Source organism: Azoarcus indigens, from assembly GCF_004361735.1.
GTDB lineage: Bacteria > Pseudomonadota > Gammaproteobacteria > Burkholderiales > Rhodocyclaceae > Azoarcus > Azoarcus indigens.
In genome coordinates this window covers 1-23997 of record NZ_SNVV01000019.1, presented here as the reverse complement: position 1 = coordinate 23997, position 23997 = coordinate 1, and the positions used below count along the sequence as shown (strand labels likewise).

The following is a 23997-nucleotide window of genomic DNA, read 5'->3' as shown; positions in this document are numbered from 1 at the left end:
GCGCGCATGCCGCGCACGCCCCGCCTCGCCGGCCGCCTGCACCGCCTGCTCGCGGTGCTGCTCGGCCTCGGCCTGTGCGCCAGCGCCGGCTGGTGGATCACCGAGAGCCGCCACGGCATCGCCGAGGAAATCCACGGTACCACCCGCGTCGCCGAGCAGATGCTGGCGGTGCTGGTGGCCGAAGCCGCCGACGACGGCGACGACGGCGCCCGCCTGGAAGCCCACCTGCGCACCCTGGGCCGGCTGCGCGCCAACGCCATCACCCTGGAAGCGGCCGACGGCGCGCCGCGCTACGTCTCGCCGCCGCCGGTGTACAAGGCCGGCCGCCACGCCCCGGCCTGGTTCACCGCGCTGATGGCGCCGCCCACACCCACCCGGCTCTTCCTCTCCGGCGAGCTGACGCTGCTGCTGCAACCGGACGCCTCGCGCGCGGTGCTGGACGCCTGGGACGACCTCGTCGCCGCCTCCGGCTGGGTTCTGGCACTGAGCCTGCTCGCCTGGAGCGCCAGCCGCGCCGCCCTGCGCCGCGCCCTCACCCCGCTCGCCCGCCTCAACCGCGCCCTGGCCGGCGCCGCCGACGGCCACTTCCATGCCCTGCCCGCCAGCGGCGTGGCCGAGCTGGACCGGGTGGTGGCCAGCTACAACCGCCTGGTGGAGAGCCTGCAGCGCAGCCATGCCGACAACCGCCGGCTGGAAGACGACCAAGCGGTCGCCCTGCTGCTGCAGGCGCGGCTGGAAGAAGAGCGCCGCGCCATCTCGCGCGAACTGCACGACGAACTCGCCCAGGGCATCACCGCGGTGCGCGCCATCGCCGGCGCCATCCGCCAGCGCAGCGACGGCAACCCCGGCGTGCACGGCAGCGCGCAGGCCATCCTGGCGATGACGGAGCGCATGCAGGAAGGCGTGCGCGCCATCGTCCAGCGCCTGCGCCCGCCCCAGGTCGGTGACGGCTGCCGGCTGGACGAAGCGGTGCGCGACTGGTGCGCCCACTGGGCCACGCTGCACCCCGGCATCCAGGTGGAATGCCACGGCACGCCGCCCGCCGGCGCGGTGGACGAGGCCCTGGGGCTGGCGGTGCTGCGCCTGCTGCAGGAGAGCCTCACCAACGTCGCCCGCCACTCCGGCGCCAGCCGGGTGGACGTGATCCTGGCCGGCGACGAGGACGGCCTGCGCCTGGTGGTGGCCGACGACGGCCGCGGCAGCGAGCACACCGAAACCTCGCCCCCTGGCCACTTCGGCCTCACCGGCATGCATGAGCGGGTGGCCGCCCTGGGCGGCCGCCTGCTGCTGGACACCCCGCCCGAAGGCGGCCTGCGGGTGCATGCCCGCCTGCCGTGGGCGCCCGCCAATACCAGCGAGGCAGCGTCGTGAAGCCGCGCCCACCTCACCCGCAACAACGGCCAAGCCGCCGCCCACAGCCGGCCGCCCCCACGAGCACAAGAACGAGCCCGCGAACGCAGACGAACGCACGACCCCAGCCGAGGACGCCGACATGGACATGACCGCCCTGCCCGCCAGCCTGCGCATCGTGCTGGCCGACGACCACGCCGTCGTCCGCATGGGTTTCCGCCTGCTGATCGAGGGCGCCGGCGCCCAGGTGGTGGCCGAGGCCGGCTGCGGCGAGGAGGCGCTCTCCGCCTACGAGATGCACCACCCCGGCCTGTTGCTGATGGACGTTTCCATGCCGGGCATGGGCGGGCTGGCGGCGCTGGAGCGGCTGCGCGCCCGCCATCCGCAGGCACGGGTGCTGATGCTCTCCGCCCATGACGACCTGCAGATTCCGCGCCGGGCGCTGGCCGCCGGCGCCACCGGCTACCTCTCCAAGCGCGCCGACCCTGAAGAATTGCTGCGCGCGGTGGGCGACACCAGCCGCGGCCGCGCCTACCTGGACCCCGGCCTTGCCGCCCAGCTCGCCCTCGCCCAGTTGCAGCCGGCGGGGCAGTCCGACCCGGTGTCCGCCCTCACTGCGCGGGAGTTCGACGTCTTCCTGCAACTGGCGCGCGGCCGCTCGGTGAACGAGATCGCCGCCACGCTGAAGCTGGGGCCGAGCACGGTGGGCAGCCACCTCTACCACATCAAGCAGAAGCTGCAGGCCACCAACGCCGCCGAGCTGGCGCTGATCGCGGTGCGGGCGGGGCTGATCGAGGCCTGATTCGAGGCCTGATTCGAGGCCTGCTTCGAGACCTGACTCCGGGCGGCGGGACAGGCGCACGACTTACCCGGCAACTGGATGCATGACGGCCGTTCGGGCTGAACGTGCCCGAAGTCCGCGCCCTGCGCTGCCCTTCGACAGGCTCAGGGAGGACGGCATCTCTTGGTTGATTGCCGGGGGAACAGGAGAAGCCCGGAAGAAGCCTGCCGGGCACAGCACCGCAAGCCCTTGCGAGCCCTCAGGGAGCAAATACCGTTCGCCCTGAGCGAAGTCGAAAGGCTTAGCACGCGGCGCCTTCGGCGGGCATCCGCAGGTGCGCTGCCACGACAGTCGAATACCCGCCTGCCGTTCGGACTGAGCCTGTTCAGCCCATTCCGGCACAACGCCCGGCCCGGCGGCCGGGGCAGGCGCCCCGGCCGCCGTCCGCGATCAGAAGAAAATGATGCCGCCGAAGGAAATCGTGCGCGTCTTCAGGTCGCCATTGCCGCCGGAGTTGATCGCGTCCGGCCCCTTGGCACGCTCCATGTTGTACTCGCCAACCAAGGTGATGTACTTGTTCAGCGAGTGATAGATGCCCAGCGTGGTGGAGCGGAAGCGGTTGGTGCCGATGAGGTTGCCGCCGCTGTCGCGGTTCTCGCCGAAGTTGATACCCACCTTGGTCTTGCCCAGCTTGTAGGTGCCCTGCAGGAACCAGCCGCGGCTCTTGGTCTCGCCGTAGGGCGAGTAGAACAGTGCGCCCACGGTGGACAGCCCCAGGCCCTTGCCGGTGAAGCCGTAGGCCACCGCCTCGAAATCGCCCAGGCCTACCTTGGCGCCCAGCTCGGCGCCGCGGGCGGCGAAGGTATCCACGTTGTTGTAGCCGCTGTCGGTGTTCTGGTGGATCAGGCCGCCCCACACCGAGCCGGGGGTGCTGCCCTTCCAGTCGTAGCTGGCGATGGCCTGGACGCCGGGCGTGGAGGTTTCGCCGCTGCCGATGAAGTCGCTGGGCTGGAAGATGCCCACCCCGGCCTGGAAGCCGTCGAAATTGGGCGAGGTGTAAGTGATCTGCGGCTGGAAGCCGGTGTACATGTAGCCGTGGCCGATCATGCCGAAGGTGGTGTTGAAGGGCGTGGAGGCATAAGTGTTGCCGCCCAGGCCCAGCAGCGTCATGTCGGCGAGGATGATCTTCTGGCCGAACAGGCCGATGTCGCGGCCGAACTTCAGCGTGCCCGCCTCCGCCTTGCCGAACTGGAAGTAGAGGTTGCGGGTGTCGATCTGGCTGTAGGGCTCGCCGCCGCCGCCCAGCGGCAGGCCGACGGTGGAGGAATCGTTGTTGATGCCGGGCGCGAAGCCGACGTGGGCCTTGATGTCCAGCCCTTCCACCTGGGTGGTGAACACGAAGTTGATCCAGCCCGGCAGCAGGCCGTTGGTGATGCCGGAGTTGTTCACCTTCCCACGGTCGTCCTCGGTGGTGCGGAAGGAATAGAAGCCGTTGACCGTGCCGTTGATGTCCAGCGTGGCATCGCCATTGGAGAAGCTCACCGCGTGGGAGCCGGTGGACAGGGTGGCCAGGGCCAGCGCGACGGCGGCCGTGAGAGAACGCTGCTTCATGGATTTGTCTCCGTATCTTTTGTTGTCTGGATGATTCCCTGGGCACACCTGAAGGGCGTACCGGGCGGGGCTCCAGTGCCAAGGCCGTGCCAGCCCCGGCCGGCGCCGCGAACACGTGTGCAGGCGCATCGACCTCAACGGCATATATCCACGGAATGCGCGCGGACAAAAGGAATACGGCGACGCAGCAACGCCTTTGGCATAAATCGAAAGTGACAGCGGTGCTGCTCAGAAGGGAGACAGCTGTTCCTTGCCGGCACACCCGGAACGGAACAGGCCAATGTCATCTCATGAAAATCATGAGATGAGCGTGGCGATTCGACGGATGCGGCGCAGGCGGCAGCACCACTAAAGTTGGAGCCGCAAAACTGCAGCATCCCAATACATCAGGGCGCGGGCCACGTACCCCACACGCCCAGCCACCACACCTGGAATCCGCCATGCGCCGCGTCTCCCCCCGCACCCAGCCCGCCCTGCGCCCCATCTCCGCCCTGCTGCTGTACGCCCTCGCCGCGCCCGCCTTCGCCACCAGCGAAGCGGTGCTGGCGCCGGTGGTGATCACCGGCAGCCGGGTGGAAACCTCCAGCTTCGACCTGCCCTACTCGGTGGACGCGGTGCAGCTGAACCAGGACGGCACGCCGGCGTTGCGGGTGAACGTTTCCGAAGTGCTGGGCGCGGTGCCCGGCGTGGTGGTGCAGAACCGCCAGAACTACGCGCAGGACCTGCAGATCTCGGTGCGCGGCTTCGGCTCCCGCGCCGCCTTCGGCGTACGGGGCGTGAAGCTGATCGCCGACGGCATCCCCGCCACCAACCCGGACGGCCAGGGTCAGGCGGCCACCTTCAACCTCGATACCGCAGAGCGCATCGAGGTGTTGCGCGGCCCCTACGCCACCATCTATGGCAACCATGCCGGCGGCGTCATCCAGCTCTTCTCCCGCGACGGCAAGGGCGACCCGCGGCTGCGCGCCAGCGTGGTCGGCGGCGAGCACGGCACGCTGAAATACGGCCTGGGCGCCGAGGGCGAGAAGAACGGCGTCGGCTTCGTGCTCGACACCTCCCATTTCGAAACCGACGGTGCCCGCGACTACAGCAGCGCCAAGCGCGACCAGGCCTTCGCCAAGATCACCATCAAGCCGGACGAGGACAGCCGCCTCACCCTGCTCGCCAGCAGCCTGCACCAGCCGGACACCGACGACCCGCTGGGCCTCACCTGGGCCACCTGGAAGCGCGATGCCAATGCGGTTGAGCCGGTGGCGCTGCAGTACCGCACCCGCAAGAGCATCTCCCACCTGCAGGGCGGCGCCACCTACGAGCGCCGCTTCGGCGAGGACACGCTGCAGGTGCAGGCTTATGGCGGGCGTCGCAGCGTGACGCAGTACCAGGCGATTCCAAACACCGCGCAGATAGCCGCAGGACAAGCTGGGGGCGTGATCGATTTCGATCGGAATTTCTACGGCATCGGAGCGCGCTGGATCATGGAACGCGACCTCGGCCCCGGCCGCCTGACGCTGACCACCGGTATCGACTACGACCGCGCCGAGGACGACCGCCAGGGTTATCGGAACTTCATCGGCAGCGTATTTGGAGTGAAAGGAGAGCTGCGCCGCAACGAGATCAACATCATGACCAGCACCGATCCCTATGTGCAGGCGGTGTGGCGCCAGGGCGATTTCGACTGGTCGCTGGGCGTGCGCCACAGCCGGGTGAAGTTCGAGGTGGACGACAAATACATCGTCGGCACGAATGGCGACGATAGCGGCTCCGTCACCTATCGCCGCACCACCCCGGCTGCTGGCGTGCTGTGGCGCGTCAGCCCGCTGCTCAATCTCTATGCCAGCATCGGCGCCGGCTTCGAGACGCCAACCATGACCGAAGCGGCCTATTCCGCTAACGGCGGCGGCTTCAACTTCAAGCTCAAACCCTCGCGCAGCCGCCAGGCGGAAATCGGCCTCAAGGCCTACCTCGGCGAATCCACCCGCCTCAACGCTGCGGTGTTCCAGATCGAGACGCGGGACGAGATCGTCGTCGCCGGCTCCAACGGCGGCCGCACTTTCTACACCAACGCCGGCCGCACCCTGCGCCAGGGCCTGGAACTGGCGGCGGAAGCCGACCTCGGCCACCAGCTCAGCACCCGCGCCAGCTTCACCCTGCTGCGCGCGGTGTATGACGAAGCCTTCGGCAGCGTGCCCGAAGGCAAGCGCCTGCCAGGCGTGCCGGCGGTGTCCGCCTACGCCGAACTGGCGTGGAAACCGCTGGCGGGCGTGACAACCGCGGTGGAAGGCGTCTACCGCAGCAAAGTCCAGGTGAACGACCTCAACAATGGGGAAGCAGCGCCGGCCTATGCGCTGATGAACCTGCGCCTGGCCGCCGAGCAGCAGTCCGGCGACTGGACCTTCGGCGAGATGCTGCGGCTGGATAACGTGTTCGATCGCAAGTACATCGGATCGGTAATTGTTAACGAAACTAGTCCTGTCCCCCGATACTACGAGCCCGGCCCCGGCCGCAGCCTCTACGGCGGCGTCCAGGTCAGCTACCGTTTCCGTTGATGCCCACACGCCAACACAGCGCTTCGCACGCTTCCACGTCCATCGCAACAGCCGGCAGGCCCAGCCCTCGCCGGCCACGCCCTTTCCGCCAACTGCTGGCCGCGGCCGCGCTCGCGCTGCTCGCCGCCTGTCAGCAGTTGCCGCCGCAGCCATCGGCATCCCGCGCCGACGCCAGCGCCGAAATCCGGGTCAGCGCCATCGACATGCCCTGGGAAGACCTGCGCCTGGCGCTGGAAGACGCCATCGCCGCCGAGGGCCTGACCGCGCCGACGGTGAGCCACTTCGGCGACATGCTGGCCCGCACCGCCCCCGACCTCGGCCACCGCGCCGACCTCTACACCCACGCCGAAATCCTCAGCTTCTGCAGCGTGGGCGTCGCCGCCCGGCTGGTTACCGAAGCGGCGGAACAGATCGCGCTCTGCCCGCTATCCATCGCCGTCTACGCCCTGCCCGGCGAGCCCGGCCGCAGCTACCTTGCCTACCGCCGGCCACCGCAGACCGGTGCCGGCAGCGCCACGGCAGAAGCGCTGATGCAGCGGCTGGTGAAGCGGGCGGCGGAAGGCGGCTGAACTCGCCCTCAGCCCGCAATCCCGCAAAGCCCGAACCGCCCTCTCACTCCACCGCCAGCCACACCCTCCCCCCTTCCACCCGCACCGGATAACACCGCAGGTTCTCCGTAAGCGGCGCGCACAAGGCCTTGCCGTCGCGCACGTCGAAGCGGCCCTGGTGCAGCGGACATTCGATCTCGTGGCCTTCGAGGAAGCCGTCGCACATGCGGGCGCGGCCGTGGGTACAGAGGTTGTCGGTGGCGTAGAGCTCGCCCTCGACGTCGTAGAGGGCGATGTCGCGGCCGGCGACCTCGACGCCGATCACGTCGTCGGCCGGCACCGCGTCGCGGGCGGCCACATCTATCCAGTTGCTCATGTCTCGCTCCGGGCTCAGATGGGGTAGATGAGGGAGTTGGCGATCATCTCGCTGTCGTACACGCACAGCCGCGAGGCGAAGCGCAGGCCGCCGGGCGTGGTGACGATCTCGTCGCGGTAGAAGCCGGCGTTGAACACGGTGGATTCGCCGTCCAGCTTGGTACGGATCACCGCGTAGTTGGCTTCGGCCAGGATGCGCTCGCCCTCCACCGCCAGCACCCGCGGCGTGCCGACGATGTGCCGCTGGTAGTAGGGGTCGTGGTACATGGTTTCCTTCACGCCGAACACCCGGTCGCGGATCATGGCCTGGCTTTCCAGCGCCAGCAGGCACAGCGGCAGGCCCTGCTCGTAGTTCTCCCGCGGCTGCAGGCGGTAGCGGCCGTCTTCGGTGAAGAACTCCGGCCAGCGCGCCCAGTCGGCGGAATCCACCACCACCGCGTAGTCGGCGTAGAGGTTGAGCAGGCTGAAGTAGGTGGCGAAGTCCAGTTCGCCCACGGTGCGCGCGCCGCTCATGCCGTCTCTCCCATCACTTCGCGCCAGTAGGCGTACATGCCGCGGATGAGGGTTTCGGTGACCATGTGGTCGGCATCCTCGGTGTCGCGCCCGCCCATTTCCAGCAGGGTGCGGTGGAAGGGCTTCTGCTCGAAACTCTCCTGCGACCATTCGATGACTTCGCCATCGTCGGCGGAGACGAAGCCGGCGGGGCCGAAGAGGTTGGCCTGGATGAGGCGGCGCTGGACCATGGCTTCGTCGTCATCGTCGAAGGCGAAGTGGGTCCACACGAAATCGAAGCTGCCGTGGCCATTTGGCTGGATGTGGCGCATGGAGACGCTGTTCACCTGCTGCTGGATGATGAGGCTGGGAAACACCGTGGTCATCACCGCGGTGGGCCCGCCCCACCAGGGCTCGGGCACGATGTCGAGCAGGCGCGGATCGTTGAGCTGCATGTGCTCCTTGAAGCTGTCCACCCCGCTGACAACCTCGGCCACCTTGCCGCCAGTGCCACGGGTGGAAATCATCGCGGCGTGGCGGTGGCGGGCGTCCATCTTCAGCTCGGAGCGGTTGTCCGCCCGCCACAGCCCGAAGGTGGAGAACCAGGTGTGCAGCAGGCCGGGGTGGTAGGGGTCCTTGATGTTCTCCTGCATCAGCTTCCAGTTGCCCGGGATGCGCTGGCGGCGGTAACCCAGCACCTTCAGGCCGCGGCCGTCGAACACGCGGTCGAAGTAGCGCAGGATGACCGGGCCGAGGAAGTCTTCCAGCGGCTCGACGTCATGGTCGAAGGAGGCGAACACCACGCCATTGCGCACCGCCACCTTGAGCTTGGTGAGGCCGTGGTCCTCGACGCGGAAATCCGACGGCATGCCGCCATTGACCTTGCCGTCCTGCTTCACGCCGCGACGGAAAGGCACGCCTTGCAGGTTGCCCTTGAGGTCGAAATTCCACTGGTGGTAGGGACAGAGGAAGTCCTTGCGGTTGCCGTGGCGCTCGCGGCAGAAGCGCACGCCGCGGTGGCTGCAGACGTTCTCCACCACGTTGATGGCGCCGTCCATGTCGCGCACCAGGATCACCGAGCGCTCGCCCACCGCGCTGCGGCGGAAATCGCCCGGATTCGGTACCTCCGCCTCCAGGCCGATGTAGCACCAGTGGCCCTTGTAGAAGAAGCGCTCCAGTTCCTCGCGGTAGAGGTCCTCGCGGGTATAGGCCCAGAAGGGCACGCGGCTGCTGTCCGGCGCCCGCCAGTGCGGGTCGCGCGGGAATACGCGGGTGGCGTCGTCCATGTTCGTCTCCTCCGTTTTGTTTTTGGTCGGGTGTTATTGGCTTGGGTTTGCTCAGCCGGATTGGGTGTAGAAGGCATCCGCATGCAGCGCTGCCGGGGGCAGGCCGAGGCGGCGGGCGACCAGCGCCATCGCCTCCACCATCGCTGGCGAACCGCAGAGGTAGGCGCGCCAGTCGGAGAGATCGGGCAGGTCGGCAGCCACCGCGTCGGTCACCAGGCCGGCACGCATGCCCGGCTCCGGCCGGCCGGTGGCGGCCACCACCTGCAGCTTCAGCTGCGGATGGGCGTCGCACAGGGCGTAGAGGCGGTCGAGATCGTAGGCATCGGCGGCGGAGCGCACGCCGAAATAGAGATGGATGGGGTTGCTCATGCCGCCTTCCAGCGTGCCGCGCACGATGCCCAGCACCGGTGCCAGCCCGGTGCCGCCCGCCACGCACAGCATCGGCCCCTGGTGGCGGCGACGCAGGTAGGCGGTACCCAGCGGCCCGCTGACGCGCACCGCGTCGCCCACCGCCAGGCGTTCGAACACATGGCTGGAAACGCGGCCGCCGGGCACCCGGCGGATGTGGAATTCCAGCAGTTCGTCGCTGTCCAGCCCGGCCATGGAGTACGGCCGCGCCAGCTCAGCCCCGAACTGCAGGGTGGCGTACTGGCCGGGGGCGAACTCCAGCCGCTTGGCCGGTTTCAGCAGCAGGCGGCGCACATCGGCGGCGGGCGCTTCGATGGCGGCCACGCTGGCCTTGAGGATGCGCGCCGGATGGACGACCACTTCGTCCGGCTCCGGGATTTCTATCGTGCAAGTCTCGGTCAGTACGGCCTGGCAGGCGAGCACCCAGTCCTCACCCTCGGCTGCCGCCGCCCGCAGACTGCCGCCGGCATCGAGAACCCGACCTTCCAGCACCCGACAGCGACAGGTTCCACAGCGCCCGGCCATGCAACTGTGCGATAAGGGCACCGCATGTTCGCGCAGGGTGTCCAGCAGGTTGGCGCCGGCGCGGACATCGAGCACGCGGTCCAGGGGACGGATGAAGAGCTGCATGGATTGCCACCGGCAGTCGTGATGACTTCATGATGGACAGGGCAGCGCTATAAATGAATAGAATCCAGTGAATTAGATGAATCACCAGAATCAATAAAGGTGACGAATGGAACTGCGGGAAATCGACCTCAACCTGCTGGTGATCTTCAACCAGCTGCTGGTGGAAAAGCGCGTCTCGGCGGTGGCGGAGACCCTAGGCCTGAGCCAGCCGGCGGTGAGCAACGCCCTCAACCGCCTGCGCCGCCTGCTGGGCGACGAACTCTTCCTGCGCACCTCGCGCGGCATGGAGCCCACGCCCTTCGCCACCCAGCTGGCCGAACCAGTGGCCTACGCCCTAGGCACCTTGCATGGCGCCCTCAACCAGCAGATCGCCTTCGCCCCGGAGAGCAGCAGCCGCCACTTCACGCTGGCGATGACGGATATCGGCGAGATCTACTTCCTGCCCCGCCTCGCCGATGCGCTGGCCCGCCAGGCGCCCGGCATCACCCTGGGCACGGTGCGCACCGACGCCATCCAGCTGCGGGAGGAGATGGAAGCCGGCCACATCGACCTCGCCGTCGGCCTGCTGCCACGGCTGCAGGCGGGCTTCTTCCAGCGGCGCCTGTTCCGCCACCGCTACGTCTGCATGTACCGCCAGGGGCATCCGCTGGACGGAAAGCTGAACACGGTAGAGGCCTTCAGCGCCGCCGAGCATGTGGTGGTGCTGTCCGGCGGCACCGGCCACAACCAAGTGGATGCGCTGCTGGAGCGCAGCGGCGTGCGCCGCGAGGTGAGATTGAAAGTGCCCCACTTCGTCGCCGTCGGCCACATCCTGCAGGGCAGCGACCTGATCGCCACCGTGCCGGAGCGCTTTGCCGAACGGTGCGCCGGCCCCTTCGGCCTGCGTTATTGCCCACACCCGGTAGCGCTGCCTGAGATCGCCATCAACCTGTTCTGGCACGCAAAATTCCATCGCGACCCGGGCAATCGCTGGCTGCGCCGCCTGATTGGCGAGCTCTTCGCCGACCCGACGACCGTGCCATGGACGGCAGGCGAAGACGGCGAGGACCTGGATGGTGAAGTTGAACCCTTGAGCAGGACAAACTAGCCCCCCGCGCACAGCGGCATGGTCGGCCATTCATGCCGCCGCTGCCTGGCAGCGGCTTCTTCGAACCTGGAGCCGGAAAGCAAAAAAGCCACTCGATTGAGTGGCTTTCCGGCGGGATGTTGGTCGGGGAAAGAGGATTCGAACCTCCGGCCCCTGCGTCCCGAACGCAGTGCTCTACCAGGCTGAGCTATTCCCCGAATCTTCGCTTTTTGTGTTGCTTTCGACCGCTTTTTACTTAGTGGTTTCTGGCAACTGCAAAGTCCGACAATTGTAGCAGTGAGTCCTTAAAAATGGAAGGGGGCAATGAGGCCAATGCGTCGATGGCGAGTTGGGCCTCTGCGCGGGCGTAGCGCCTCGCCTCTTCCAGCGCGCCAGTGGCCTGGATGGCGGCCAGCACGCCGGCAAACTCGTCACGGCCGCCGTTCTCGATGGCGCCTCGCACCAGCGCAGCCTGCTCCGGGCTGCCGTTCTGCATCACATGGATCAAGGGCAGCGTCGGCTTGCCTTCGGCGAGATCGTCACCCAGGTGCTTGCCGGTGGCGGCTTCATCGGCGGAGTAGTCGAGCACGTCGTCGATCAGCTGGAAGGCGGTGCCCAGGTGCATGCCGTAAGCGGCCAGGCCGCGCTCCTGCTCTTCGGTGGCACCGCCGAGGATGCCGCCGAGACAGGTCGCCGCCTCGAACAGCTTGGCCGTCTTGTAGCGGATTACCCGCAGGTAATCCTCGACGCCCACGTCAGCGTTATGCACGTTGAGGAGCTGCAACACCTCTCCCTCGGAGATGATGTTGATGGCGTCCGCCAGCACCTGCATGACCCGCATATTGTTCACGCCCACCATCATCTGGAAGGCGCGGGTGTAGAGGAAATCGCCCACCAGCACCGAGGCGGCGTTGCCGAACAGGGCGTTGGCGGTCTTGTTGCCGCGGCGCAGTTCGGACTCATCGACAACGTCGTCGTGCAGCAAGGTGGCGGTGTGGATCAGCTCCACCACGGCAGCCAGATCGCCATGGGCAGTGCCGCCATAGCCGCAGGCCCGCGCGGTGAACAGCACCAATGCGGGGCGAAGGCGCTTGCCGCCACCATTGATGATGTACTCCGCCACCTGGCGGATGAGGACAACATCGGAGTGGAGCGACTTGCGGATGACCGCATCCACCGCCTGCATGTCGGCGGCGATCGGCGCGAAGAGCTGCTGGACGGACAAGACAGGACCGCTCGCGGAAAAAGCGGAATGGTAGGTGGCCGCCGAAGACCGCGTCAAGGACGCTCGCCCTCGGCTGGCGCGGCCTCGGCGAGCAGATCAAGGCGGCTGCGCAGCATTTCCCGCAGCAGTTGGACTGCCGGGTTGAGCCGCCGCCGGTCGGGACAGATCAGATTCAGCGGAGCCGCCTCGCCCTTCCACTCCGGACAGAGCTCGATCAGCCGGCCGGCGCGCAGGTCCTGCACCACGTCCAGGCGCGACTTGTACGCCAGCCCATAGCCCGCCACCGCCCAGCGCCGCACGGTGTCGCCGTCGTCGGCCACACGGTTGCCGCGCACTGTCACCAGCAGTTCTTCCTTGCCGCGGTGGAAGCGCCAGCGGTCGTGCACGTAGTCGCTCAGCATGTAGCACAGGCAGTTATGGCCAGACAGTGCCTGCGGCGTGGCGGGCACGCCGTGGCGTTCGAGATAGGCTGGCGAGGCGCACAGCACCCGGCGGTTGGCCGGCGCCAGCGGCAACGCAACCAGGCTGGAATCCGGTGGGTCGCCATAGCGCACCGCCAGGTCCACCGGCTGGCGATAGACGTCGGCGAGGCGGTCTGAGATCTGCAATTGCAGTTCGATGCCAGGGTAGTGGCCGAGGAATTCGTCCAGCCAGGGCAGCAGCAGGTTGCGGCCGACGTCCGAGGGCATGGACAACCGCAGCGTGCCGCGGATGAGCGCGCGGCCGGAGGCGATGGCGTCGCGGCCATCGTCCAGCAGTTGCAGCGCCTGCCGGCAGTGCTCCAGGTAGATCTCGCCCTCGGCGGTCAGCCGCATGCTGCGGGTGGAACGCACCAGCAGCACCACGTCCAGCTCGGCCTCCAACCGTTTCAAGGCGGCGCTGGCGGCGGCCGGCGTCAGGTCCAGCAGGCGGGCGGCGGCGGAAAGGCTGCCCAGCTCGGCCGTACGGATGAAGAGCAGCAGATCCTGCAAAGCCTTCATTTTCAAATTTCCTTTGAAACAGGTTTGCTTTATTGCCGCTTTTTCCTCGCAGGGCAAGCGCAGATCATGTGCTCCCTCGTCAGCCCCGCCCTGCAAGGAGAAAAGCATGAAAGCCGTTGCCTATTACCGGTCGCTCGCCATCGACCACCCGGAAGCGCTGCTGGACCTCGAACTGCCGGCACCTCAGCCGGGCCCGCGCGACCTGCTGGTCGAGGTGCGCGCCATCTCGGTCAATCCGGTGGATACCAAGATCCGCAGCAAGGTCCAGCCGCCGGCGGGCGAGGCCAAGGTGCTGGGCTGGGACGTGGCTGGCGTGGTGCGCGAGGTCGGCGAGGCGGTGACGCTGTTCCGGCCGGGCGATCGCGTCTGGTACGCCGGCGCGCTGGACCGCCCCGGTGCCAACAGCGAGCTGCATGTGGTGGATGAACGCCTGGTCGGCCGCATGCCGCAGAGCCTGGAATTCGCCCAGGCGGCAGCGCTGCCGCTGACCGCCATCACCGCCTGGGAACTGCTGTTCGACCGCCTGGCGGTGCCGGCCGGCAAGCGGCCGGACGCCCGCACGCTGCTGGTGGTGGGCGCGGCCGGCGGCGTCGGCTCCATCCTGGTCCAGCTCGCCCGCCGGCTCACTGGGCTGACGGTGATCGGCACCGCTTCGCGGCCGGAAACCCAGGCCTGGGTGCAGGCACAGGGCGCGCATCAGGTCATCGACCACCGCCAGCCGCTGGCGCAGGAACTGGCGCGCGTCGGCCTGCCGCAGATGGATCTCGTCGCCAGCCTCAATGCCACCGAGCATCACTTCCCGGCGCTGGCGGAAGTCATCGCGCCCCAGGGCAAGCTGGCCTTGATCGACGATCCGGCGCAGCTGGACGTGGGCCTGCTCAAGCGCAAGAGCGTGTCGCTGCACTGGGAGTTCATGTACACCCGCTCGATGTTCCAGACGCCAGACATGATCGCCCAGCACCGCCTGCTCACCGACGTGGCCGCGCTGGTGGACGACGGCGTGCTGCGGACGACGGTGGCGGAGCACTTCGGCCGCATCGACGCGGCCAACCTGCGCCGCGCCCATGCGCTGCTGGAGAGCGGCAAATCGCGCGGCAAGATCGTGCTCGAAGGCTTCTGAGCGCGATCCGCGGCAAACCGGCCCCGAAAGCAAACGTCCCCGGCCGGCCGATGGCCGTAACCGGGGACGTTTCAGACCGGCTGCCGCTGGCGCTCAGGCGGCGCGGCCGGCCCGGATAGCCGTGTCAGCGGGCCTCAGTTCGCGCCCGCGCGCAGCACCGCGGTATCCAGTGCTTCCTTGGCCGGCTTGCGGTCGGCCCAGACGAAGGCGAGTTCCTCGTCCAGGATGCGGCGCACGCGCTCGCGTTCCACCACCGGCTGGGAGGAGGAATCCGAGGTGACCGGCTTGTTGGTGAGCTGGGCCACCGCCACCCGCACGTTCTCCAGGTCGTCGCCCAGCAGATCGCTCTGCGAGGCCAGCAGGCCGGCGCGGTTCAGCGGCAGGTAGCCGGTTTCGCGCTGCCAGGCGACCTGGTTCTCCGGCTGCAGCCAGAAGCTGACGAAGCGTGCCGCCGCCTTGTAGGTGGCTGGCTTCTTGCCGGCCGCGGCCCACAGCGCCGGACCGTCGGCCAGGGTGTTCTGCGGCGCGCCAGGGAAATCGTCGTAGTAAGGCAGGCGCGAGACGCCGACGTCCACCGTCTGCTGGCGGCGGAAGTCGGTCCAGTCCGCCGACGAGGCGGCGATCACCGCGCAGTCGCCGGCGGCGAAGCGCCGCTCGGCCTCGCCGCGGTCGAAGATGCGCAAGTAACTGGCGCGATGCCAGCTCGCCATCATCGCCACATGCTTGACCTGGAACATGCCGTTGAAGGACGGCGCCAGCGCCTTGCCGCGCACAGCGGCGACCGGCTCGTTGTGCCAGGCGCTGAGGTTCTCCACCATCACCCGGCCGGGCTCGGCCACGGTGTAGGGGCAGGACTGGCCGGCATCCGCCAGCCGGCCCAACGCCTGCTGAAGATCGAACCAGGTGGCGATGGGCGTAGCGTCCGGATTCATGCCGGCGCGGCGGAACGCATCCTTGTTCAGGAACAGCACCGGAGTGGACAGGCCGACCGGCAGCGCCAGCAGCTGGCCCTTGGTGTCCACCGGCGTGCGGGTCATCATCGCAGGCGGGCGCAGGGCCTGCAGCGGCACGCCAGCTTCGCGCATCATCGCGTGCAGCGGCTTGTAGCGGGGCTTGCCGGCGACGAAGGCGTCTTCCTCGGCGCCATCCAGGATCAGCAGATCGGGAATGGTGCCCACGCGCCAGTCGCGGCTGACGATCTCCACCTTCGCGTCCTTGCTGCTGGCGTTGAAGCGCTCCACCAGCTCCTTCAGCGCCGCCGCACGGGCCGGCGGCAGTTGATGCACGATCTCCAGCTGCACCGGCTCGGTGGCCTTGGCCGCCGGTTTGGCGGGCGCTTTCGATGCCGGGGCAGCGGCATGCAAGGGGGCGGCCAGCGCGAACAGGCCAGCCATCGCGACACTCAGGGCGCCGCGCTTAAAACCTTTTGAATTCATGGTGTTACGTACTCTCGTGAGCATGTAGGAAATCCGGAACCGGATCGGCGGCGATTATAGACTTCCGCCGTTTGGCGCGCGCGGGCGGAAAATGTAACGCGGCCCGCTGCCCATGCGCCCGCCGCCGGATCAAGATTTCCCCGGGTAGTGACGTTATGCTTCCCAGGTCACCGCCCGGAAACACCGAAGCCATCATGCGCACCTCACTTGCCACCTTTCTGCTGCTCCTTGCGCCTGTACTGGGCGGCTGCGACCAGATAGGCGCCGCGCTCGAACTGCCGAATCCGAAGAAGGAGGCCGCCGAGGCGGAAGCCGAAGGCCGCGCCATCGGCAGCGCCTGCCGCTATTCCGGCCGCTCGCTGGAAGACTGCTACGTGCTCAACCCGTCGGCGCAGAAGTCCTTCGTCTTCGCCGGCTGGAAGGACATGAACGACTACATGATGGAGCACAAGATAGACGTCGTTCCATCGCAGCTGCCGCAGACGGTGCCGCCGCCGAAGGCGGCACCGGCGGCACCGGCCGCCGCGGCACACTGAACAGGCTCAGGCACAGTCCGGCTCAACGAATTGAGTGGTGGCAGCAAGGCGGCACAGCGCCGCCCTGCCCTGGCCTCAAGGCGCCGGATTGGTATAGCGCAAGTGGATCGCGTCTATGGCCGCCGCCAGTTCCGGCGTGACGTCCACATCCCAGGCATCCAGGTTCTGATCAAGCTGCGCCAGCGAGGTGGCGCCGATGATGGTGCTGGCCACGCACCAGCGCCGGTAGGTGAAGGCCAGTGCCAGCTGCGTCGGGGTCAAACCGTGCGCCGCCGCCAGCTCGGCATAGGCCTGCACCGCCGGCGCCACATTCGGCTTGCTGTAGCGCTGGCCAAAGCCTTCGAACAGGGTGATGCGGCCACTGGCGCCGGTGTCCTTCAGGTACTTGCCCGACAGCAGCCCGAAGGCCAGCGGCGAATAGGCCAGCAAGCCGACCTGCTCGCGGTGGCAGGTTTCCGCCAGCCCGTACTCATAGACGCGGTTCAGCAGGCTGTAGGCGTTCTGGGTGGATACCACCCGCGGCAGGCCATGCTCCCGCGCCAGGCGCACGAACTCCATCACCCCCCAGGGATGCTCGTTGGACAGGCCGACGTGGCGCACCTTGCCCTCGGCCACCAGTTCCGCCAGCGCCTCCAGCTGAGTGCGGATGGGCGTGCAGTCCCGCTCCTTCTCCGGCTCGTACTGCCACTGGCCGAACATCGGCTGGTTGCGCTCCGGCCAGTGCAGTTGATAGAGGTCGATGTAATCGGTGCGCAGCCGCTTCAGGCAGGCCTCCACCGCCGCCCGCAGGTTATCGCGGTCCAGCGCCAGCGGGCCGCCGCGGATCCAGCCCAGGCTGCGGGCGGGGCCGGCGGCCTTGGTCGCCAGCACCACCTTCTCCCGCGGCTGGCGCGCCAGCCAACTGCCGACGATGCGCTCGGTGGCGCCGCTGGTTTCGGCGCGGGTCGGCACCGGGTACATCTCGGCGGTGTCGATGAAATTGATGCCGCGCTCGAAAGCGCGGTCGAGCTGGGCATGGCTTTCCGCCTCGTCGTTCTGCTGGCCGAAGGTCATCGTGCCCAGGCAGATCGCCGACACTTGCGGCCCATCCTGCCCCAGCCTGCGATACCCCATTGCGCGCTGCGCCATCCGTCTGTTCCTCCCGTCGGGTAAAGCCGCGGCTCGCCTGGCGGGCCGCGGCGACATATCATTCGCGCCTTCGCCCGATGATACTTCAGCGCCTCCAGGCGCCCTGCCGATGTCCCAATCCCCTCTCTCCAGCTTCTCCATCTCGGGCCTGCTCGCTTATTGCCGCCCCGGCTTCGAGAAGGAAGTCGCCGCCGAGATCGACGACCTCGCCGCCGACGCCGGCCTCATCGGCTACGTCCGCGCCGAGCCCAACACCGGCTACGCGGTGTTCGAAACCTTCGAGCCGGTGCCGGTATTCGCCCTAGGCGAGCGCGCCGACTGGCTGCGCCCGGTGTTCGCCCGCCAACTGCTGCTCTGGTTCGACCGCGTGGAAGACCTGCCGGAGCGTGACCGCGCCACGCCGCTGGTCACCGCGGTGAAAGGCTGCGGCCAGCGCTTCTCCGGCGTAGTGCTGGAAACGCCGGACACCGACGAAGCCAAGCAGCGCTCCGGCTTCTGCCGCCGCTTCACCGAACCGCTCACCCGCGCGCTGGAAAAAGCCGCCGCGCTGCGCCTGGGCAAGCCCGGCTTCCCCGAACTGCATGTGATGTTCCCGGACGCCAACACCGCCTGGCTGGCCGCCGCCCTGCCCGGCCGCGCCTCGCCGTGGCCGATGGGCATTCCGCGCCTGCGCATGCCTTCCAGCGCCCCCAGCCGCTCCACCCTCAAGCTGGCCGAAGCCTTCATGACGCTACTGAGCGACGAAGAGCGCGAAAAGCATCTGCGCGCCGGCATGCGCGCGGTGGACCTCGGCGCCGCACCAGGCGGCTGGACCTGGCAGCTCGCCAGCCGCGGCATCCGCGTCACCGCGGTCGACAACGGCCCGCTGCGCGACAGCGTGATGGCCACCGAGATGGTGGAGCACCTGCGTGCAGACGGCTTCACCTGGCGGCCGCAGCGCACGGTGGACTGGATGGTGTGCGACATGGTGGAGCAGCCCTCGCGCATCGCCTCGCTGATGGCGGAATGGATCGCCACCGGGCGCTGCCGCCACACCATCTTCAATCTCAAGCTGCCGATGAAGCGCCGGCTGGACGCGGTGGAACAGTGCCGCGAGCTGATCCGCAAGCGGCTCGCCAGCATCGGCCCGTACGAGCTGCGCATCAAGCAGCTTTACCACGACCGCGAAGAAGTCACCGCCTATCTCACGCTGAAGAAATAAGCCCGTCGCCGCGGCCCCGGCGGGCAGGAGTTGGTGCCGCTGCAGCCGATTCCGGCCCCCGCCGCGGCATTCACCACGGATACCGACCGCGGGCCGTGTATAATCAGCGCTTTACCTGCACCCGGCCTGCCGGCTGGCGCGAGTCCTTCCGAGGCGTTTCCTGTCCCGGTCTGCGCTCTGCGGCATCCGCCGCGTCCTGCGCCGCGCCCGCGGCCGGTCACCCAACAAGAAAGCGCCCATGAGTTTCGCCGACCTCGGCCTCATCCCCGAACTGCAGCGCGCTGTTGCCGACGCCGGCTACAGCGAACCCACCCCCATCCAGCGCCAGGCCATCCCCACGGTCATCGCCGGCCACGACGTGATGGGCGGCGCCCAGACCGGCACCGGTAAAACCGCCGGCTTCACCCTGCCGCTGCTGAACCGCCTGGCGCGCCACGCCAGCACCAGCACCTCGCCCGCCCGCCACCAGACCCGGGCGCTCATCCTGGCGCCGACCCGCGAACTGGCGATGCAGGTGTTCGAATCGGTCAAGACCTACAGCAAGTACCTGCCGCTGCGCGCCACCTGCATCTACGGCGGGGTGGACATGAACCCGCAGATCCAGGAACTGCGCCGCGGCATCGAGATCGTCATCGCCACCCCCGGCCGCCTGCTGGACCACGTGCAGCAGAAGACGATCAACCTCAGCCAGGTCGAAGTGCTGGTGCTGGACGAAGCCGACCGCATGCTGGACATGGGCTTCATCCCGGACATCAAGCGCATCCTGTCGCTGCTGCCGGCCAGCCGCCAGAGCCTGCTGTTCTCCGCCACCTTCTCGGACGAGATCAAGAAGCTCGCCGACCAGATGCTGAAGAACCCGCAGCTGATCGAAGTCGCGCGCCGCAACATGGTGTCGGAAACCATCACCCACCGGGTGCATCCGGTTTCCGCCGGGCTCAAGCGCAATCTGCTCGCCCACCTGCTGCGCCACCAGCCGGACACCCAGGCCTTGGTCTTCGTCGACACCAAGCTCGCCTGCGGCCGCCTCGCCCACTTCCTGACCCGCCATGAGATCTCCGCCGATGCCATCCACGGCGACAAGGGCCAGCAACAGCGCACCGAAACGCTGGAAGCCTTCAAGAGCGGCCGCCTGCGGGTGCTGGTGGCCACCGACGTCGCCGCCCGCGGTATCGACATCGACGAGCTGCCGTACGTGATCAACTTCGAGCTGCCGCATACCGCCGAAGACTATGTGCACCGCATCGGCCGTACCGGTCGCGCCGGCCACCAGGGCAACGCGGTGTCGCTGGTCTGCGCCGAGGAGAAGCAGCGCCTGGCCGAGATCCAGAAGCTGATCAAGCTGGAGATTCCGCAGGAGATCGTGCCCGGCTTCGAGCCGGAACCCGAATTCGCGGAAGCCGGCAGCAGGGGCGGCCGCGGCCGCCGATCTGCAACCCCGGCCACGGAAGAAGCCGCGCCTGAGCGCAGTCGCACCCCGCGCAACGAAGGTGCCGCGGCCCGGCCACCGCGCAGCGAGAACCGCCGGCAGCGCTCCACCATCGCGGCGGATGGCTTCGATTTCAGCAAGCCCTACGAACCGAAACACAGCCCTGTGACCACCCAGGCCAGCAACACTGTTACTGAGGGCCAGCCCTCCGGCAGTGTCTCCGGCGCAACAGCGCCGCGCCGGCAGCAACGGCCCCTCGCCTACCTGCTGGGCGGCATCGGGCGGAAATAAGGCGGGCTAAGCCCGGCTATTCGCCGGCTTGAAACAAGGGGCTTCAAGTATTCTGGTCACCCGCCGTTAAGTGATCAGACACTTGGAATGCTGCCGCCGATGAACCCTGCAGGCCATCACAGAGGCAAGGAAAACCCCGAAGAGCCCTTCGTGCCCGACCTATCGGAAGGCGCGGAAACCGGGGTTTATCTCGCCCTGCTAGAACTGCTCGACGAGGGCCTGATCGTCACCGGCGACGAGGTCATCATCGACGCCAACAGCGCCGCCTGCCGGCTGCTGGAGCGGGACTACCGGCAGATCGCCGGGCAGCCGCTGTCCGAGCTCTTCCTCTCCGAACGCGCCTTCCTCGACGCCCGCGCCCGCCTTTTCATCCAGGGCGAGATGCGCGGCAGCCTGCGCGTCGCCCTGCCGGGGGGCCGCCACCGCGATTTCCGCTTCGTCGCCGCCGCGCGCCTGCGCCCCGGCATCCATGCGCTGATCCTCAGCCCCGACCTGCTGGCCGAGACCGCGCCGGAAGTCTCCAGCCTGGACCCGACGCCGCCCGCCGACACCGTCTGGCCCCGGCTGGCCGCCGCACTGCTGCAGCCGGTCATCGTGGTGGATGACGGCGACCGCATCTGCGCCGCCAACGCCGCCGCCATCACCACCCTGGGCCTGGGTCGGGAAGAACTGGTCGGCCGGCTGGCCGGCGAGCGCCTGGGCCTGGAGTGGCCGGCGGCGGATGCCCCGCCGCTAGCCCGCTTGCGCCCGCAGGCGGGTGACGAAGAACTCACCGCCCGCGTGCTCGCTGGCCCGCAGGCCGGCTGGCGGCTGCTGGTGCTGCCGCCGCTCGGCCAGGCAATCCCCACGCTGCCCGCGCCGGCACCGGAACCCTCCCCTGCCACCCCGCAAGGCAGCGCGGTGCATGTGCCGCTGGACGTGTTCGACGCCGCCAGCCAGGCCATCCTCGTCAGCGATGCCAACAACCGCATCGTTGCCGTCAACCGCGCCTTCACCGATATCACCGGCTACAGCCGCGAAGACGTGCTCGGCAGGAATCCCGGCCTGCTCAATTCCGGCCGCCAGGAGCCGGAGTTCTATGCCGCCTTGTGGCAATCGCTGCACGAGACCGGCCAGTGGCAGGGCGAGATCTGGAACCGGCGCAAGAATGGCGAGATCTTCCCCGAGTGGCTCACCATCACCGCCGTGCGCGACGACGAGGGCGCCACCCGCCACTACATCGCGATGTTCACCGACCTCACCGCCAAGCGGCAGGCGGAATCGCGCACCGAGTACCTGGCCCACCACGACATCCTCACCGGCCTGCCCAACCGCCGGCTGTTCGAACGCCGCTTCGACGATGCCGCCGAACGCGCCCGGCAGCGGCGCTGCAGCGTCGGCGTGATGCGGCTGGACATCGACAACTTCAAGGCGGTCAACCGCGAATACGGCGACAACGTCGGCGACGCCTTCCTGCAGCAGATCGCCCGCCGCCTGCTCGCCGCCCTGCCGCGCGGCTGCATTGTGGCGCGCGAACGCAGCGACGCCTTCCTCGCCCTGCTACCGGACCTCGATCTCAGCAGCGAATGCGGCCGGGCCGCCGAAGCGCTGCTCGCCACCCTGTCGCTGCCTTTCGAAGCCGAAGGCCATAACCTGCAGCTCACCGCCAGCATCGGCATCGCCCTGCTGCCGGAAGATGGCAACACCCTGGACGCCCTGCTGCGCCACGCCGACGCCGCCCTCGCCCACGCCCGCCGCCTGGGCGGCAACAACCACCAGTACTACGTGCTGGAAATGGACGATGCCGGCATCGAGCGCGAGGCCTTCGAGAGCAAGCTGCGTTACGCCATCGAACGGGAAGAACTGGAAGTGCATTTCCAGCCGCTGATCGACGCCCGCGACGGCAGCATCCGCGCCGGCGAAGCGCTGCTGCGCTGGCACCACCCGGAACTGGGCCTCATTCCCTTCCGCCGCTTCATCGGCGCCGCCCGCGACGGCGGCCTGGTCGCCCGACTGGGCGACTGGGCGCTGCGCGCCGCCTGCCGCGCCGCGGTAGGCTGGCCGCTCGAAGGCGGGCGACAGCCCATGGTGACGGTCAATGTCGCCATCGAGCAGATCATGCAGGGGGATTTCGTCAGCCGGGTCGCCACCGCGCTGGCCGACAGCGGCCTGCCCGCCGACCGGCTGGAACTGGACCTCGACGAACAGGTACTGCAGGAAGACAACAGCCGCATCGTCGCCACCCTCACCGAACTTGCGGGCATGGGCATCCACCTGGCGATAGACGACTTCGGCCGCGGCCTCACCGCCATCCCCAAGCTCAAGCGCTACCCGCTGCAGGCCCTGAAGCTGGACCCGGCGCTGGTGCGCGACGTGGGCAAGAGCGAGGAGAGCGAAGCCATCGTCGAAGCCATCGCCAACCTCGCCACCTCGCTCGGGCTGGCGATCTTCGCCCGCGGCGTGGAGGACGAAGCCCAGCAGGCCTTCCTCTCCGCGCTGGACTGCCACCTGCAGCAGGGCCCGCTGTTCGGCCGCCCGCTCACCGACGCCGAATTCGCCGCCTTCCTCGCCCGCCGTCAGCTGGAAAACGGGCTGCAGTAAGCCTGGCGCGGCGGCGCAGCGCCGCCTCAATAATCCATCAGCGTCCGGCAGCTTTCCTCGCGGCCGGTCATGGCACTGAAGCGCGCCAGCCTGTCCTTGACGAAATCGTCCGGAATCTTGCGGTTGGAGCAGTACTCGCGCAACGTCAGCGCGTACGCCACATGCTGCAGATCCTCGGTGGTGCGTGCCACCGACTGGAAGACATAGTTGCTGGTATCCCGCCAGCTCACCTCCGGCCGGGGTGTCGGCGTGGGCAGCGTCGGCGGCGCGCCCGCCTGGCCTCCGCCCGCAGCAGCCTGTGCGGCGCCCGCAGCGGGCTGCGCCGGCGCCTGAGCCAGGGCTCCCAGGGGCAGCAGACACAGCAGCAGGATGACGGAGCGGCGCATGGCGATCAGAGCGACGAGAAAAGCGGCGGTAGCCAGTCTACGTCCAGCAGGCGGGTTTACTTGAGCATCCTTCGCTCGATAGCCACGCTGCGGTCCCCAGGGTTTTCCCCAGCCAAGGTGTACAGCGCACTGGAGAAGCTGTGGACAACTGCGCCAAGCCCCTGAAGGCAAAGCGCTGTAAGGCACAGCCTAAAAAAGCGGCAGCAAACCACGTGCCCGGAGACCGGCTGCGCGCAGCCCGGCCGCCCCGCAAGCAAACGGCCCCGCCCCCGGCTGGGAACAGGGCCGCCCAGGCGCTTGCGCCCGCAGCCAGCCCGGTCTCCCGGGCCCGCGTCTGCGCTTACCCCTCCAGCGCCTTCACATGCGTAATGACCTCGGCAATCGCCTGCTGCGCGCTGCCGTAGAGCATGCGGCAGTTGTCCTTGTAGAACAGCGCATTCTCGATCCCCGAGTAGCCCGCGCCCTTGCCGCGCTTCACCACGATCACGTTCTGCGCCATATCCACGTTCAGGATGGGCATGCCGTAGATCGGGCTGCTCTTGTCGGTGCGCGCCACCGGATTGACCACGTCGTTGGCGCCGATCACCAGCGCCAC

At 68.4% G+C, this 23997-nt stretch carries 21 protein-coding genes and 1 tRNA gene; 10 read left to right on the top strand and 12 right to left on the bottom strand.

The genetic code is table 11. The annotated features are described in order from the left end of the window. Nucleotides 1-6 precede the first annotated feature (6 nt). The gene (locus C7389_RS18300) at nucleotides 7-1371 is read left to right on the top strand and encodes a sensor histidine kinase (protein WP_133594089.1); all 1365 of its coding nucleotides are present in this window, start codon (nucleotides 7-9) and stop codon (nucleotides 1369-1371) included. A 127-nt stretch (nucleotides 1372-1498) separates the two neighbouring features. Continuing rightward, a complete protein-coding gene (locus C7389_RS18295) occupies nucleotides 1499-2152 on the top strand; it encodes a response regulator (protein ID WP_133594165.1) in 654 nt (217 codons plus the stop codon). Between the two features lie 429 nt (nucleotides 2153-2581). On the opposite strand, the gene C7389_RS18290 is transcribed toward C7389_RS18295, so the two are convergent. Next, a complete protein-coding gene (locus tag C7389_RS18290) occupies nucleotides 2582-3742 on the bottom strand; it encodes a porin (protein WP_133594088.1) in 1161 nt (386 codons plus the stop codon). Nucleotides 3743-4182: 440 nt separating this feature from the next. Between C7389_RS18290 and C7389_RS18285 the strand changes: the two genes are divergently transcribed. Further along, a complete protein-coding gene (locus C7389_RS18285) occupies nucleotides 4183-6288 on the top strand; it encodes a TonB-dependent receptor family protein (protein ID WP_133594087.1) in 2106 nt (701 codons plus the stop codon). Continuing rightward, nucleotides 6288-6857, top strand: coding sequence for a DUF302 domain-containing protein (locus tag C7389_RS25525; protein ID WP_246034880.1), 570 nt, complete (start codon nucleotides 6288-6290; stop codon nucleotides 6855-6857). Before C7389_RS18285 ends, C7389_RS25525 begins: the two co-directional genes overlap by 1 nt. A gap of 43 nt (nucleotides 6858-6900) precedes the next feature. On the opposite strand, the gene C7389_RS18275 is transcribed toward C7389_RS25525, so the two are convergent. From C7389_RS18275 to C7389_RS18260, 4 genes are read right to left on the bottom strand one after another with little or no spacing between them, the layout of a single operon-like run. Then, nucleotides 6901-7212 (bottom strand): non-heme iron oxygenase ferredoxin subunit, encoded by a 312-nt coding sequence (locus C7389_RS18275; protein WP_133594086.1) that lies wholly within the window; start codon nucleotides 7210-7212, stop codon nucleotides 6901-6903. Nucleotides 7213-7226: 14 nt separating this feature from the next. Next, nucleotides 7227-7724 carry an aromatic-ring-hydroxylating dioxygenase subunit beta gene (locus C7389_RS18270; protein WP_133594085.1) on the bottom strand — a complete coding sequence of 166 codons (498 nt, stop codon included), beginning with the start codon at nucleotides 7722-7724 and terminating at the stop codon, nucleotides 7227-7229. Further along, nucleotides 7721-8989 (bottom strand): aromatic ring-hydroxylating dioxygenase subunit alpha, encoded by a 1269-nt coding sequence (locus C7389_RS18265; RefSeq protein ID WP_133594084.1) that lies wholly within the window; start codon nucleotides 8987-8989, stop codon nucleotides 7721-7723. The genes C7389_RS18270 and C7389_RS18265 overlap by 4 nt, the downstream gene beginning before the upstream one ends. Nucleotides 8990-9040: 51 nt before the next feature. Next, entirely contained in the window at nucleotides 9041-10027 is a 987-nt protein-coding gene (locus C7389_RS18260) for a 2Fe-2S iron-sulfur cluster-binding protein (RefSeq protein ID WP_133594083.1), read from the bottom strand. A gap of 106 nt (nucleotides 10028-10133) precedes the next feature. On the opposite strand from C7389_RS18260, the gene C7389_RS18255 reads away from it, so the two are divergent. Then, nucleotides 10134-11114: a LysR family transcriptional regulator gene (locus C7389_RS18255; protein WP_133594082.1), complete on the top strand. Its 981-nt coding sequence runs from the start codon at nucleotides 10134-10136 to the stop codon at nucleotides 11112-11114. A gap of 120 nt (nucleotides 11115-11234) precedes the next feature. Here C7389_RS18255 and C7389_RS18250 read toward each other — a convergent pair. The 3 genes from C7389_RS18250 to C7389_RS18240 form a co-directional block, all read right to left on the bottom strand. After that, nucleotides 11235-11311: transfer RNA gene (locus tag C7389_RS18250), tRNA-Pro, on the bottom strand. Between the two features lie 38 nt (nucleotides 11312-11349). Beyond that, a complete protein-coding gene (ispB, locus tag C7389_RS18245; RefSeq protein WP_133594081.1) occupies nucleotides 11350-12318 on the bottom strand; it encodes an octaprenyl diphosphate synthase in 969 nt (322 codons plus the stop codon). 53 nt (nucleotides 12319-12371) lie between these two features. Next, nucleotides 12372-13298 (bottom strand): LysR family transcriptional regulator, encoded by a 927-nt coding sequence (locus tag C7389_RS18240; RefSeq protein WP_246034879.1) that lies wholly within the window; start codon nucleotides 13296-13298, stop codon nucleotides 12372-12374. Between the two features lie 106 nt (nucleotides 13299-13404). Here C7389_RS18240 and C7389_RS18235 point away from each other — a divergent pair, with 106 nt between their 5' ends. After that, a complete protein-coding gene (locus C7389_RS18235; RefSeq protein WP_133594079.1) occupies nucleotides 13405-14418 on the top strand; it encodes a zinc-binding alcohol dehydrogenase family protein in 1014 nt (337 codons plus the stop codon). Between the two features lie 134 nt (nucleotides 14419-14552). Here the strand turns inward: C7389_RS18235 and C7389_RS18230 are convergent, their stop codons facing one another. Then, nucleotides 14553-15812, bottom strand: coding sequence for an extracellular solute-binding protein (locus tag C7389_RS18230; protein WP_246034877.1), 1260 nt, complete (start codon nucleotides 15810-15812; stop codon nucleotides 14553-14555). Nucleotides 15813-16048: 236 nt separating this feature from the next. Here C7389_RS18230 and C7389_RS18225 point away from each other — a divergent pair, with 236 nt between their 5' ends. Then, entirely contained in the window at nucleotides 16049-16390 is a 342-nt protein-coding gene (locus C7389_RS18225; RefSeq protein ID WP_133594077.1) for a hypothetical protein, read from the top strand. Nucleotides 16391-16465: 75 nt separating this feature from the next. On the opposite strand, the gene C7389_RS18220 is transcribed toward C7389_RS18225, so the two are convergent. Then, nucleotides 16466-17503 carry an aldo/keto reductase gene (locus C7389_RS18220; protein ID WP_133594163.1) on the bottom strand — a complete coding sequence of 346 codons (1038 nt, stop codon included), beginning with the start codon at nucleotides 17501-17503 and terminating at the stop codon, nucleotides 16466-16468. A gap of 124 nt (nucleotides 17504-17627) precedes the next feature. On the opposite strand from C7389_RS18220, the gene rlmM reads away from it, so the two are divergent. The 3 genes from rlmM to C7389_RS18200 all read left to right on the top strand — a co-directional run bounded on the left by rlmM (nucleotide 17628) and on the right by C7389_RS18200 (nucleotide 23016). Continuing rightward, entirely contained in the window at nucleotides 17628-18719 is a 1092-nt protein-coding gene (rlmM, locus tag C7389_RS18215; protein WP_133594076.1) for a 23S rRNA (cytidine(2498)-2'-O)-methyltransferase RlmM, read from the top strand. A gap of 238 nt (nucleotides 18720-18957) precedes the next feature. Further along, nucleotides 18958-20436 carry a DEAD/DEAH box helicase gene (locus tag C7389_RS18210; protein ID WP_133594075.1) on the top strand — a complete coding sequence of 493 codons (1479 nt, stop codon included), beginning with the start codon at nucleotides 18958-18960 and terminating at the stop codon, nucleotides 20434-20436. A 150-nt stretch (nucleotides 20437-20586) separates the two neighbouring features. Next, nucleotides 20587-23016 carry a sensor domain-containing protein gene (locus C7389_RS18200; protein ID WP_211168533.1) on the top strand — a complete coding sequence of 810 codons (2430 nt, stop codon included), beginning with the start codon at nucleotides 20587-20589 and terminating at the stop codon, nucleotides 23014-23016. A gap of 26 nt (nucleotides 23017-23042) precedes the next feature. Here C7389_RS18200 and C7389_RS18195 read toward each other — a convergent pair whose 3' ends face one another. Beyond that, nucleotides 23043-23402, bottom strand: a complete 360-nt coding sequence (locus C7389_RS18195; RefSeq protein WP_133594074.1) for a hypothetical protein — start codon at nucleotides 23400-23402, stop codon at nucleotides 23043-23045. 340 nt (nucleotides 23403-23742) lie between these two features. Beyond that, nucleotides 23743-23997: NAD(P)(+) transhydrogenase (Re/Si-specific) subunit beta (locus tag C7389_RS18190; RefSeq protein WP_162851762.1), on the bottom strand; the 255-nt coding region annotated here is incomplete at its 5' end.